Consider the following 13,332-nt stretch of genomic DNA (forward strand, 5'->3'; position numbering starts at 1 on the left):
ATGGCGACAGTTTACAAAATCCTACCCATTGAAAATTTGCAAAGGGGACGTTATCAACCTAGGCTTCATTTTGATGAGCAATCATTACAAGAATTAGCAAATTCTATTCAAACCCAAGGTTTAATTGAACCATTAATTGTTCGTGAGATTGTATCTAACCGCTATGAAATTATTGCTGGTGAAAGGCGCTGGCGAGCAGCAATGCTTGCCAACCTTACCGAACTACCCTGCCTTGTTGGTGATTATACTGATGCACAAGCAGCAGCAATTACCCTAGTTGAAAACATTCAACGTAAAGAATTAAATTTAATCGAAGAAGCAAGAGGTTATCGGCGTTTAAGGGACGAATTTAATTTTCATCAAGATGAGATAGCAATTTTAGTTGGTAAATCTCGCAGTCATATTGCCAATATTCTCCGTTTATTGACTTTATGTCAAAATGTACAAGAAAAAATTATTTCTGGTAAGCTAACCTTGGGTCATGCGCGCTTACTTGTAGGTTTTTCTCCTCTAGTACAAAATGAATTAGCAGGGCTAATTGTTAATAAGGATTGGTCAGTTCGAACTTTAGAAAAACATGTAAAGGGATTGAAAAAATCAATAGGAAAAGATAAAGCGACTTCTAATTTAGATGTTAAATATTTAGAAACTCAATTAGCTGAGCAAGTAGGTGCGCCAGTACAGATTGTTACACATCATTCTGGAGGAGTACTGCAATTTCAATTTTTTGATAATGATACACTAGCCGGCCTTCTGGAGCGAATGGGCTTGCGTTATGACTAAACGTAATTCTTAAATAAGGATATCTAATTAATGAAAAGGATTTTCACTCACATGGCTTTAATGTTAAGCCCAGCAATTTTATATGCTAGTATTCAAAGTGGTGCTGATAAATTAATTAATCAGATTGATCCTAACATTAATATGGGTATCGAAGTAGTTGACTTAACTAGTGGCGTTACTTTATATCAAAGAAATTCAGCTCATTCTTTTATTCCTGCCAGTAATATGAAGCTTTTTTCAGATGCTGCTGCTTTAATGGTACTTGGCCCGGATTACCGTTTTAAAAACAAACTCAGTATTAATTCCGCGCAGGTTCAGCAAGGAATATTAAAAGGAAATCTCTATTTGCATTTATCCGGGGATCCTTCTTTTAGCCGAGAACGCTTAAGAGAGCTAATTAGCGAATTAAAAAATTGGCATATAAATCGAATTCAAGGCAATGTCATTATTGATAGTAGTCATGCAGCCATTGATCCCTATGCGCCTGGTTGGATGACTGAGGACTTAGCTTACAGCTATGGCGCTCCACTGGCGCCTGTTATGATAGATGCAAATAGGATGACTGTCACAGTTAATCCTGCTGATAAACCATCTTTACCTGCAATAGTTGAAGTAGATGACGATAGTGGCAGTATTAAAGTAAATAACCAAGTTACTACAAAAGATAAGGCTGGGCATTGTGGTGTGAGCTTTATTATGGACAAAGAGAATCATCTTAATGTTTATGGCTGCATTGGTATCGGACAATGGGCAATTCAACAGAAAATGGCTATTCGTAATCCGCTCATGTATGCTCAAGGCTTATTAAGACAGCAATTATTACGAGCTAATATTACCCTTGAAGGCGATGTGTTATTAGGGAGAGCACCGGTAGGTAATTTGTTAATTGCTACCGATATTTCAAAACCAATTTCACAGTTATTAGCAGACACTTTAAAGCCTTCAGATAACCTATACGCTGATAGTCTATTTTTACATGCAGCCGATAAATTAAATGGCGCACCTGTTAATTGGAGTCAAGCCCAAACAATTATCAAGCAATTTTTACAGCAACAAACCGGAATTGCTCTAAAACAGGCTGTTTTAACAGATGGTTCTGGTTTATCACGTTATGATTTGCTTACGCCTAATCAAACAGTTAACTTACTTCGTTTTCTTTTTGCTCGCTTCCCCTTAGCTTATGAATATATAGCCGCCCTACCTGTTTCTGGCCGAGATGGCACTTTGCAAAAACGCTTTAAAAAGCCGAATCAACAGGATTTAGTCCGTGCTAAAACCGGAACCATGCGTGGAATAATTAGTTTGTCAGGATACTTATATACAGCAAATGCCCATACGCTTGCTTTTGCTATTTATGTTAACACCCGCCGAGGTACAAGTCCGGCTATTTCTGGCAAGTATCGCTATTTAGTAGATGCTTTATGCACTTACTTTTTACAACAAAAACCAATCAATAATACCTGGTCTAATGTACTTATGCCACATACTAGGTTTAAATTTCAGCAAAACCCAACTCAAGCAGAGCAGCAACGAGGAAAACAAGCAAAATGGCGGCGGCTGGAGACGGTCATAAAACAAGCTCTTAGAGGGCAGCCTGTGACAGTGATTTATCGGAATAATGAATTGATCTTGCAAGACAAGCAAGTTGATATTGGTCATGTCCTAGCTGTTTTACAAGCAGCCCGTAAAAGATATCCTTTCTCAGTGGCGTTAGCTTCTAAATCAATGCCGGCTATGCACAGCAAAAACTTCTTTTTATGGGTTGAATCAACATTATTGCCACCTAAGACACAACGGATATGGACAATTCGTGAAGCAGCAAGTTGAACGGATAGTATTGCCTGTTTGAATAAGCTAATGAGTTACGAAATACATTAATTGAGGATTCCAACCAGGCATCTAATTACATATCTTAATAAGTAGTTTTTACATTAAACATCTGAACGAAGTCTTCTAGTTACTAAGATATACTGGTGGTGTTACTGTAAGCACCCTTAAAGAATCATCATTGGTATAAGCGCAGCCCCACCTATCTCCATTCTCTTTAGGGCCACCTATTAAATGTATGCTTGAAAGTGCTTTGTTCGTTTTGCTTATTGCATATGGCTATCACGGGCTTGGATAAGAACCATGAGAGTCCATTTATTAGCAGTTCCGAAGCTATGGCTTGCGCGATAAGTAACCCAGGCATCATCATTAGAATGAAATGTCTCATTAACGCCAACAGCTGCAAGGGTTTTCGGATCCGGGCAAGTAGCAGGTTGGTTTGACGGAAGGGCAAATACTAACTGAGAAATTAAAAGAAGTAGGACAATCGCTAGTTTCTGAAAATTCATTACAACACCCCTTCTAAGATTTTTTAATTATGCTTCTTAAAACCAGTCTAACACTTAAGACACTAAGTATTGATCAACTATCCGAGAAAATAGATACCTGCTTAAGTTACTAACTTAGCAGATATCTATTTATAATTTTAATGAGTAATTTTTACATTAAACTTATGAGCTAACGCTTTCCAGTTACCAAATAAAGGAGGCGTTACAGCGATAGCCATGAAAGAGTTATCACTATTGGCATATAAGCAACCCCACATACCGTCTTCTTCTACAGGGCCTTCTAGTAAAGCTAAGCTTGGTATTGATTTATTCGCTTTTTTGATTGCCTCAGAGGCACTTTTAGCTTCTATAGGTGCAACTGCTAAAGTCCATTTATTTGTGGTTTCAAAGCTATTGCTTGGACGATAAGCTAGCCATATATTACCATCGTCGACAGACTCAGCATCACTTACACCTACCGAAGCGAGAGCTTGCAAAGAAGGGCATGTGTTAGGTTTATCAGAGGTTAAGGCAAATACAGATTGAGATACTAGCAGTGGAAGAGCGAAAACTAATTTTGAAAATTTCATTACAGATATTCCTTATATTAACTTCCATAGGACTATGCTTACTAAAATTATTTTTAGTAGTTAAAGACTAGGGTATAGGGTTAAACACTTGAGAAATTAAATACCTACTTCAATTGCTAGCTTAAGCAATTATTTAAAGCAGGTATTTATTGATAATTTAATGAGTAATTTTTACATTAAATTTATGAGCTAACGCTTTCCAGTTACCAAATAAAGGAGGCGTTACGGCAATAGCCATTAAAGAATAATCATTATTTGTGTATATGCAGCCCCACATACCATCCTCTTCACTTGGGCCTTCAAATAAAGCTAGGTTTGGTAGTGATTTATTTGCCTTACTAACAGCTTCAGAAGCATTTTTAGCTTCAATTGGTAGAACAACCAAAGTCCATTTATCCGCTGTTTCAAAGCTATTGCTTGGACGGTAAGTTACCCATAAGTTGCCGTCTTCTACAAACTCAGCATTGCTGACGCCTACAGCAGAAAGGGCTTTAATACTAGGACAGGCATCTGGCTTGTCAGCGGTTAAGGCAAATACAGATTGAGAGACTAACAGGGGAAGAGCTAAAACTAATTTTGAAAACTTCATTACAAAAACTCCTTATATTTACTTCCATACATGAAGCTGTGAGCATTTAATTTACAGCCTAGGCATGTTATGTAAACTAGACCGGCTCTGTCAATAGTTTGATTAGTTTTAAAAAAATTAAGCTCACCTGAAAAAGCTATTCTATCATTGATTTAATGACAAATTTTTTATTTTAATTTTAAAAATTAACTTTATCTAAGCTTTCTACTATATTGAATAAAGAGATTATGTAGGAATTTTAATGAAAGAACAGCGATTTCGGTATAAAGATATTGAGCTTAATGTGATGGAAGGGCCAAAGCAGGGTTTACCTATTTTACTACTTCATGGTGCCACCAAAAATTGGCAAGTTTTTAAGCCCATCATTGAGGAGCTCGTACATTACTTACATGTTTTAGCGATTGATTTTCGTGGCCATGGTAAGTCTAAACATGTACCTGGCGCTTATAAATTACAAGATTATTTATTAGATACACATTGTTTTATAAAAGAATATATTAAAGAGCCTACGATTATCCTAGGACACTCGTTAGGCGGAATGATTGGCTTAATGACTGCTGCCCATTATCCTAAACTTGTACGGGCATTAATTATGCTTGATGCGCCACTAACAACAGCTGCCTTAAAAAGGCTTATAACAGAGCAGGGTGAATTTGCTAATCATTTAATTCAATGGCTTAAAGTTAGCCGTCTTTTAAATATCCCTGCATTTAATAATATACATATCCCTGAGAGCCTAGCCCAATGTGACCCCGATATGTTACATGCTATGATTAATGATTTTGAAGCGACGTTTCATCAATATAGTATTGATGAATTATTTCCTAAAATAAAATGTCCTCTTTTAATTATTCGAGGTAATCCAAAGATTGGCAGTTTAGTTGAGGATCATGAAGTGAGGCAAGTTAAAGCATTTCTATCGGACTTTACTGATATCAAATTACCTTATGCAGGGCATTCACCCATAAATCATGATAAGCGAGCAGTATTAAAAGCAATAAGTGTTTTTCTTAGACAGTATTTTAAAATTTAATCGAGCTAAAGTATTAATAGGCTTTCATATTTTATTAAATAAGCCAGCTTTACATATTAATAAGTTGAATAACATTTTGAAATTTACACCTATTGTAAACACAGCGATTGAAGTATAAAATGAAAACCCTTCCACCGCTATGGAAGGGCTTTTTAAAGCTAATTGAATTTGTCTATTCTGAATTAATATCTTTTCTACTGCGGCCCTCACTTTTCTTGCTAGCTTGACTTGAGCTACTGAGGCCGCGTGTTTTCGATGTTTGCCGCTGCTCTCCGCCTTTTTTTCCTGCTGCACTTAGAGATTCATGTCCACGGCTTGCTGCTGCTTTTTTACCACCTTGTGTTGTTCCAGTCATACTGTTCTCCTTAAATTAAATTAATTAATAGACACCTATTGTCAAATTTTAATTGACATTTCGAGACAACAATAAGTGTTAATAATTAACTTAACATAAATGACATCTAAGTCAACACGGTAATTAAGTTTTTTTACATTATATGGCAAAGAAAAATAGACAAAACAGTCATACATTTAGTGCTAAAAATTTTGACAATTTTGCCTATTAGTTAATATAAGATGCTAAGCCTGAGACTTATTAAAGCTAATAATAGCTAATTTCTGTAGTTGTGACATTAAGCGGTACTTCATCCACATACGTTACAGATTCATAAGGCGGAGGTGTTACTACGACTTCTCTATAATCAACTATTTCAGAATTATAATAGCCACAGGCAGTTAATAGTATTATTGGCAATAATGTTATCCATTTCATAAATAATCCTTAATAATCCTTTGTTTAAATTGTAGGTGAACTGCTTAAAACATGCCAATTAACGAAGCGCTTAATAACAAATATTAAATTTACTTGTCACGAGTAAACACCTTTAACTATACTGACACCCACTTAACATCAATAACTAATTAAGTTTGAAATTGTGACACTGTTATAGCTAGTTTTCAGGATAAAGATATAAAGGATTGATTTTTTCAAAATTAACTTTGGCTTAAAAAGTGTATTTTATAAGATAAGTAAAGCAAATATATTTTGGAAAAATTAAACTACAGGGTGTAAATATGTTAGATAGAGCAAGTGTAGTTGATGAGCAATTTATTAAACGTGTTAAAGAAGCTAATTTCCCTAGCCCTCGAAGTAATACTACGCTGCTGTCAACAAGACTAGATAAAAAAGTTGCTATTGATCTCTTCGATTCACAAATTAAGTCACGCCTGCTTGATATTATTGCAAGAGAACTTAAGGAGAAAGGTTTATCATTTTATACAATAGGTAGCAGCGGTCATGAAGGAAATGCCGCTGTCGCTTATACATTTCGTCATACAGATATGGCATTTTTGCACTATCGAAGTGGCGCTTTTTATCTTCAACGCGCCAAGCAAGTAGCAAGCTGTGATGGCGTTAGTGATATTTTATTATCTCTCGTTGCTTCAGCTAATGATCCTATTTCTGGTGGGCGCCATAAAGTATTTGGTAGCGTAGCGTTAACTATTCCTCCACAAACATCAACCATTGCTTCCCATTTACCAAAAGCGCTAGGCGCTGCAGTATCAATTACTCGTGCAAAAGAGTTGAGGATTGATAGTAAACTTGCAGCTGATTCCGTCATTTTATGTTCTTTTGGTGACGCCTCGACGAATCATGCCGCAGCGCAGACTACATTTAATGCGTGTTCTTGGCTTGCAGCGCAAAATTATCCTCTACCGCTTGTCTTTATTTGTGAGGACAATGGTATAGGTATTTCTGTCCCAACACCCACAGCTTGGATTGAATCTTCAATCAAAAATCGATCAGGCTTACACTATATAGCGTGTGATGGTTTAAATATTGCCGATGTTTATCTCAAATCAATGCAAGCACAAAACCTAGCTCGCCTAAAAAAACAGCCCGTATTTTTGCATCTTAAATGTGTAAGATTATTAGGACATGCTGGCTCTGATATTGAGTCGCAATATTTACAGCAAGCTCAAATTGATGCAACAGAGGCGAATGATCCCTTGCTACATACTGCTAGAATGCTCTACGAGGAAGGCTTTATGGAGCTTGAGTCAATGATTGAGCTTTATCAAACTAATCGTTCTTTAATTGAAGCAAAAGCGTTAAAGGTAGTACGGTTACCCAAATTAAATAGTGCTGATGAGATTATGAGATCAATCATTCCTAAGGCTCATAATAACAGTGTGTATCTACCGCCAGCAGAAGAGCGACGTAAAGAAATATTTGGTAGTTCTTATAACCAATTAGCAATTAAGCGTAATTTATCGCAACATATTAACTTTGCCTTAACAGATTTAATGTTGCAGTATCCAAACATGCTTATTTTTGGAGAGGATGTTGGGAGAAAAGGTGGTGTTTATCGTGTTACAGCGGATTTACAAAAACGCTTCGGTCAACGCCGTGTTTTTGATACTCTTCTTGATGAAACAACAATTTTAGGTAGTGCTATTGGGCTTGCGCATAACGGTTTTTTGCCTGTTCCTGAAATTCAATTTTTAGCTTATTTACATAATGCAGAAGATCAATTACGTGGAGAAGCGGCGACTTTATCTTTCTTCTCTTCAGGACAATACCAAAACCCTATGGTTATTCGTATTGCTTCACTTGCTTACCAAAAAGGTTTTGGCGGTCATTTTCATAATGATAATTCAATTGCTGTACTAAGAGATTTGCCAGGTGTTATCGTTGCTTGCCCATCTAATGGGCCTGATGCGGCAAAACTGTTGCGTACTTGTTTACGCTTAGCGCATGAAGAGGGGCGGGTGGTTGTCTTTTTAGAACCTATTGCTTTATATATGACAAAGGATTTACACACGCCTGGTGATAATGGTTGGTTGTTTGAATATCCTGCTCCAAACCAGACAATTGAGCTCGGTGAGGTTGGCGTTGCAGGTGAAGGCGAGACAGTTATTCTTACCTATGCGAATGGGTTTTATTTATCTCTACAGGCAACAAAGATTTTAAAAGAGGAGCACAATATTGCAGTCAAAATAGTTGATTTGCGTTGGTTAAGCCCCTTACCTGTGGAAACCATTTTACGAGAAGTGAAGAATGCTAAAAGGATTCTTATTGTTGATGAGGGAAGACGTAGCGCATCTGTAAGCGAAGGATTAATAACACTCTTACTTGAACAGGCAGCGCCCAATTTAAAAATAAAGCGTATAACAGGTGAGGATTGCTTTATTCCATTAGGCAACGCTTGGCAATACTTATTACCAAGCCGTGATTCTATTATTGCGGCATTATTAGCATTACACTCTATTAACGGGGAGAAAAAGCGTGGACGATCTGTTGTTTCTTGATGAGCAATTACAAGATGATGAGCGATTAATTAGAGAAAGCGTAACCCGCTTTGTTAATAATGATGTCGTACCTTTAATGGCAGAAGCTTTTGAGCATGGTGAGTTCCCTAAAGAACTTATTCAAAAATCGGCTGATTTAGGACTGCTAGGTTTAACCTTGCCTGTAGAGTATGGTGGCGCAGGTGCTTCCTATATTGCTTATGGTTTAGTCTGTCAGGAACTAGAGCGCGGTGATAGTGGCTTGCGTAGCTTTGTATCTGTACAAAGTTCTTTATGTATGTATCCTATTTTTCGTTATGGTAGTGAGGAACAGAAACAGCGGTTCCTACCTGCGATGGCTGCTGGTGAAATTATTGGCTGTTTTGGTCTAACTGAACCTGATTCGGGATCAGATCCAGGAAGTATGCGCACTTATGCTAAAAAAGTATCGGGTGGTTGGCAGCTAAACGGTGCTAAAATGTGGATTACTAACGCACCTATTGCTGATATTGCTATTGTTTGGGCTAAAACTGATGAAGGTATTCGTGGTTTTATTGTGGAGAAAGATTTTAAAGGATTTAGTCGACCTGAAATTAAAAACAAAATGTCTTTAAGAGCGTCTATAACAGGTGAGCTTGTTTTTGAAGATGTTTTTGTACCAGACGAAAATCTTTTAGCTGGAACTGAAAAAGGCTTAGGTGCCGCATTAAGTTGCTTAAGTCAAGCGCGTTATGGTATTGCTTGGGGAGCAATAGGTGCTGCTATGGCTTGCTTTGATATCACAAGAGATTATTTATTAGAACGCAAACAATTTAATAAGCCACTTGCCTCTTTCCAATTAATACAAGCTGAATTAGCGCAAATGTATAGCGAAATCATTAAAGCTCAGTGTTTGAACTTACAGGTTGGAAAATTAAAAGACCAAGGGCGTGAAACACCTGTCATGGTATCTTTAGCCAAACGAAATGGCTGCCGTGAAGCGTTAAATATCGCCCGTAAATGTCGTAATCTTTTAGGCGGTAACGGAATTAGTTTAGAATATCATGTGATTCGCCACATGTTAAATTTAGAATCAGTCTTTACTTATGAAGGTACCGACAACGTCCATACTCTAGTATTGGGTCGCCATATAACAGGAATTAATGCGTTTAATTAGCTAAATTTTAAAATGAATCGTTTTTTGTTAAAACTTTAAATCAATTAGTTATTTCGATGGGCAACAGAGGTTCATTGAAATAACTGATAGCATTTAATTAATGAAGACTAAAATCATAATGATGCAAAAATTAAGTAACTAAATAGGCTAGTTTATTAATGTAAGCCTAATTTGCTAACAACTAAGTTGAACTACCGTAAATTTGTCAGACTATTTAGCCTCTCTAGAAGATAAGATAGAACCAATCATTAATGTTTTAAATCAAAAATCTTACCCGTTTTTATCTTTTCTGCGCAAAAAAAATACTTTTAGTGGTAATGATTCTGTTAAATTGTTAATTTTTTAATTTGTCTGATCTATAATTGTCGCTCTATTCAATATTAGTCCTTATATTATGAAGAAATTAATTATTGCTTTAAGCACTTTTTTTATTATCCAAGCACCTAGTTTTGCAGCAGATGGTGTTCCCTTCACCTTTAGCCCCTATGCTGATATAACAATTAATACCCATTGGGATTCTCAATATCAAGATATGGAGCCGATGGATTTAACCACTATTGCTTTAAATCAAGGTATTAAAGCTTATCGTCTAGCATTTATTACTGATAGTGGTACCTGCCAACCTGCTTGGGGCGGGCAAGCAACTTATAGTGTTGCTAATCAGTGGGGCAAACATCTAACCGATAAATTGGCTGAAAACAATATCGCTGTAGTTGTATCTTTTGGTGGAGCAAGTGGTAATGATATTTCTTTAAATTGTAGTAAAGATCAGCTTATAACCTTATTTAATGATACAGTTAATATTTATAAAGCTAAGGCACTAGATTTTGATATTGAAAATGGCACAGCAAATGTACCTAATTTAATGCAAGCTTTACAGGTATTTCACCAACAAAATCCTAAGATTCAATTAATTTTTACATTACCTGTTATGCCAGAAGGTCTTACTTCAACAGGTAAATCAATCGTTGAAGCAGCAAAAAACTCAGGTATCAACTTTCATGTCAATATTATGGCTATGGATTATGGGCCAGCTTATTCAGGGGATATGGGAGAGTATGCAATTCAAGCAGCTACCGCCTTGCATGATTATTTACAGACCCTTTATCCGTCACAATCTGATGCCGATGTTTGGCATTTAATTGAAGTTACGCCCATGATAGGGGTAAATGATGTTAATGTTGAGCAATTTACACTTCAAAATGCCGATAGGTTAGCGCAATTTGCTAAAGAAAAGGAACTAGGTATGCTAGCAATGTGGTCAATTGCACGAGACAAACCTTGCGCTGATAAGTGGGCGAGTCCAACTTGTAGTGGCAATAATTTGCAACTTACGGATTTTGAATTTAGTAAGCATTTTCAGCTTTAGCTATATTGATATTTTCTAAACAACAGCTTGTTATTCCTAAAAAAACAAGCTATTCTTCACAACCGAGTCGGGGCGTAGCGCAGCCTGGTAGCGTACTAGCATGGGGTGCTAGTGGTCGAAGGTTCAAATCCTTCCGTCCCGACCAGTAAATATCTTTTTAAATCAGTAAGTTGGGGTCTTTCCCATTTATGGGGGTAACTTTAATCAACCGCAGAGGACCTTAACACGGGTTCTGTAATTTTCAAAATTTCTAAAACCATAAGCTCTTCGTTGAATCAATTTCATCTTACGATGAAAGCCCTCAGTGATACCGTTTGATTTGGTAAATCGCCACATACGCGCTATTTCCTCTTTCCAAGCAAACAAGGTTTTCCCAAGCGTTGCTAAGGCTTTAAAAGGACTATTTTTGAGTTGTTTAATCTTGTCAAGGAGGATAGGAATGAGCTCGCGACAGCGATGTTTATCGAGCATTTTATGCATTAAGAGGTCATGAAGTTGTTGCTGGAACTGATAAATGGCGTTGATAGCGGGATTATCGTTTAAGAAGCCATCACGCTTAGCTAAGGCTTGAGCAGAGAGCTTGTCGGGTCGGGACCGTAGTAGATTTAATAGTCCTCGATTGTATTTGAGGTTGTTGGTTAATTCCCGATAAGTCATCATACATTAATGCTTGATTAGGCGTATAACATGAAAGCGATCAGCGATAATTAAAGCGTTAGGGAAGTAGGTTTTAACGATAGCGCGATAGGTGGTACTTAAGTCCATGCAAACGACTCTAACGCGTTCTTTTTGTTGAAGTGTGTTCAGGTAAACTTGTAACTCACTTGCCTTACGCCCTTTAGCAATATCAAAGATTTTGTGATGGCGAAGATACACAGGGTTGTTGCAAACCCTTGTTTGCGATTAAAGAAATGCTCATCAATCCCTAAAATACGGGGACAAGCCTGATTACTACGCTCTTGATGTTGCTTCTGATAATGCTTGTGATACCAGCGCTCAATGGTGGCTTTCCCTTTCTTGTAGTGGTTTGCAAGCTCTTTTTGTGAAACACCACGGGTATGTTCATGGAAAACCGCGGCTTGCAAACGCCACGTCGACCGTTGATGTTTATTAATGCCAGGAAACTGCTGATTACCGTAGCGACCACAATTCTTGCAATAAAGCTTATAGGCTCTAAATGGTAGTATACTTCGCCTATGACCAATCAGCTCATGATGAACTAAACGCTCATAAGAAGCTTTCTTACGTACCGATTTGCTAGCACAATGTCCACAACGAGGCAATCGACTATATTTCACATCCAGTAGTAAGGGCTGATAACCGCTTACTTTTTGTACTGTAAATCCCGGTAAATTTAAGATAACATTAAACTTAGGCACTTTAATCTCCTTTTTGATCGCTAAATCAAGGGGTTAGTTTAGACTAAGCTGATTAAAGTGCCCCCGCAAATGGTGTAGAGCCAATAACTTTATGTAAATTTAAGCAATTAAATCGCTTTATCTATTTAAATTGAGTTATAACAATCATGCTAGACCCTATAAATGATCAACCGAGCCATGACATGAATAATATTCGTGATCACATGGCGAATGAGAGAACGTTTCTCGCTTGGATAAGAACAAGTATTGGAATAATGGTGTTTGGATTTGTATAAAAATTCTCGCTTTTTCTTAAACAGATTAAGAGCTTCTTAATGCATTCGTCTGTGGTGCCTAAGCCTGATCTATCATTATACTTCTCAGGTTATTCAGCTCTTTTAGGTATAGTTCTTGTTGCAATAGGCGCTTTGATGAGTTTACTTGCCTTTTTTAAGTATGTAAAAATACGAAAACTAATCAGAGCCAATCAATTTAGAAATACTATTATCCTTGATTTCACTTTAACTTTAATTGTTTTTTTAGTTGGACTCATTTTAACAATTTATTTGATAGGTAATAGATTATTAAGTTAATAGCAGATATCTAGTGGCTCAGGACCAACTTGCTTATGTTAATAGAACTCGTGAGTCACTAAACAAACGCTTCTCCACATTCCGTCATATTTCATTCTCAGGCATCAGATTGATAAGCTTCAAAATAAAACTGATATTTACCTATGCCATTGCTAACTTCATCAAAAAGTTAGGCTTTGCCCATTAACAAAGTTTTATATACTAAACATATAAAAACAACGAAACATATTTCACGTAACTAGAACTTTATTGTTA

13 protein-coding genes, 1 tRNA gene and 1 pseudogene are annotated in these 13,332 nt (G+C 36.8%); 9 read left to right on the plus strand and 6 right to left on the minus strand.

From position 1 onward, the window contains the following. Both E1P04_RS09580 and dacB read left to right on the plus strand, forming a co-directional pair. Positions 1 to 783 carry a ParB/RepB/Spo0J family partition protein gene (locus E1P04_RS09580; protein WP_131782686.1) on the plus strand — a complete coding sequence of 261 codons (783 nt, stop codon included), beginning with the start codon at positions 1 to 3 and terminating at the stop codon, positions 781 to 783. A 30-nt stretch (positions 784 to 813) separates the two neighbouring features. Beyond that, entirely contained in the window at positions 814 to 2,610 is a 1,797-nt protein-coding gene (gene dacB / locus E1P04_RS09585; RefSeq protein WP_131782687.1) for a D-alanyl-D-alanine carboxypeptidase/D-alanyl-D-alanine endopeptidase, read from the plus strand. Positions 2,611 to 2,876: 266 nt separating this feature from the next. On the opposite strand, the gene E1P04_RS09590 is transcribed toward dacB, so the two are convergent. The 3 genes from E1P04_RS09590 to E1P04_RS09600 all read right to left on the minus strand — a co-directional run bounded on the left by E1P04_RS09590 (position 2,877) and on the right by E1P04_RS09600 (position 4,277). Beyond that, complete coding sequence (locus tag E1P04_RS09590; protein ID WP_131782688.1) at positions 2,877 to 3,119, minus strand: hypothetical protein; 243 nt, start codon at positions 3,117 to 3,119, stop codon at positions 2,877 to 2,879. A 137-nt stretch (positions 3,120 to 3,256) separates the two neighbouring features. Then, positions 3,257 to 3,688: a DUF4949 domain-containing protein gene (locus E1P04_RS09595; RefSeq protein WP_131782689.1), complete on the minus strand. Its 432-nt coding sequence runs from the start codon at positions 3,686 to 3,688 to the stop codon at positions 3,257 to 3,259. Positions 3,689 to 3,845: 157 nt separating this feature from the next. Continuing rightward, on the minus strand, positions 3,846 to 4,277 hold the full coding sequence (locus E1P04_RS09600) for a DUF4949 domain-containing protein (protein WP_131782690.1): 432 nt from the start codon (positions 4,275 to 4,277) through the stop codon (positions 3,846 to 3,848). A gap of 241 nt (positions 4,278 to 4,518) precedes the next feature. Here E1P04_RS09600 and E1P04_RS09605 point away from each other — a divergent pair, with 241 nt between their 5' ends. Then, positions 4,519 to 5,310 carry an alpha/beta fold hydrolase gene (locus E1P04_RS09605; RefSeq protein WP_131782691.1) on the plus strand — a complete coding sequence of 264 codons (792 nt, stop codon included), beginning with the start codon at positions 4,519 to 4,521 and terminating at the stop codon, positions 5,308 to 5,310. Between the two features lie 172 nt (positions 5,311 to 5,482). Here E1P04_RS09605 and E1P04_RS09610 read toward each other — a convergent pair whose 3' ends face one another. Then, a complete protein-coding gene (locus tag E1P04_RS09610; protein WP_131782692.1) occupies positions 5,483 to 5,665 on the minus strand; it encodes a hypothetical protein in 183 nt (60 codons plus the stop codon). Positions 5,666 to 5,911: 246 nt separating this feature from the next. Continuing rightward, the gene (locus E1P04_RS17645; RefSeq protein WP_165482727.1) at positions 5,912 to 6,082 is read right to left on the minus strand and encodes a hypothetical protein; all 171 of its coding nucleotides are present in this window, start codon (positions 6,080 to 6,082) and stop codon (positions 5,912 to 5,914) included. Positions 6,083 to 6,384: 302 nt separating this feature from the next. Here E1P04_RS17645 and E1P04_RS09615 point away from each other — a divergent pair, with 302 nt between their 5' ends. The 4 genes from E1P04_RS09615 to E1P04_RS09630 all read left to right on the plus strand — a co-directional run bounded on the left by E1P04_RS09615 (position 6,385) and on the right by E1P04_RS09630 (position 11,271). Beyond that, positions 6,385 to 8,622, plus strand: coding sequence for a thiamine pyrophosphate-dependent enzyme (locus tag E1P04_RS09615; RefSeq protein WP_131782693.1), 2,238 nt, complete (start codon positions 6,385 to 6,387; stop codon positions 8,620 to 8,622). Next, positions 8,600 to 9,757, plus strand: a complete 1,158-nt coding sequence (locus E1P04_RS09620) for an acyl-CoA dehydrogenase family protein (RefSeq protein ID WP_131782694.1) — start codon at positions 8,600 to 8,602, stop codon at positions 9,755 to 9,757. Before E1P04_RS09615 ends, E1P04_RS09620 begins: the two co-directional genes overlap by 23 nt. Positions 9,758 to 10,151: 394 nt before the next feature. Next, on the plus strand, positions 10,152 to 11,126 hold the full coding sequence (locus E1P04_RS09625; protein WP_131782695.1) for a chitinase: 975 nt from the start codon (positions 10,152 to 10,154) through the stop codon (positions 11,124 to 11,126). Between the two features lie 68 nt (positions 11,127 to 11,194). Continuing rightward, positions 11,195 to 11,271, plus strand: a tRNA-Pro gene (locus E1P04_RS09630). Between the two features lie 59 nt (positions 11,272 to 11,330). On the opposite strand, the pseudogene E1P04_RS09635 reads toward E1P04_RS09630, so the two are convergent. After that, a pseudogene (locus E1P04_RS09635) lies at positions 11,331 to 12,505 on the minus strand (ISL3 family transposase). Between the two features lie 146 nt (positions 12,506 to 12,651). Between E1P04_RS09635 and E1P04_RS09640 the strand changes: the two are divergent. Together E1P04_RS09640 and E1P04_RS09645 are read left to right on the plus strand one after the other, a co-directional pair. Further along, the gene (locus tag E1P04_RS09640) at positions 12,652 to 12,780 is read left to right on the plus strand and encodes a YidH family protein (protein WP_131782696.1); all 129 of its coding nucleotides are present in this window, start codon (positions 12,652 to 12,654) and stop codon (positions 12,778 to 12,780) included. 39 nt (positions 12,781 to 12,819) lie between these two features. After that, positions 12,820 to 13,077 (plus strand): YidH family protein, encoded by a 258-nt coding sequence (locus E1P04_RS09645; RefSeq protein ID WP_131782697.1) that lies wholly within the window; start codon positions 12,820 to 12,822, stop codon positions 13,075 to 13,077. The last annotated feature ends 255 nt before the right edge of the window (positions 13,078 to 13,332 follow it).

The sequence above is a fragment of the Legionella gresilensis genome (genome assembly GCF_900639865.1).
GTDB classification, from domain to species: Bacteria; Pseudomonadota; Gammaproteobacteria; order Legionellales; family Legionellaceae; genus Legionella_C; species Legionella_C gresilensis.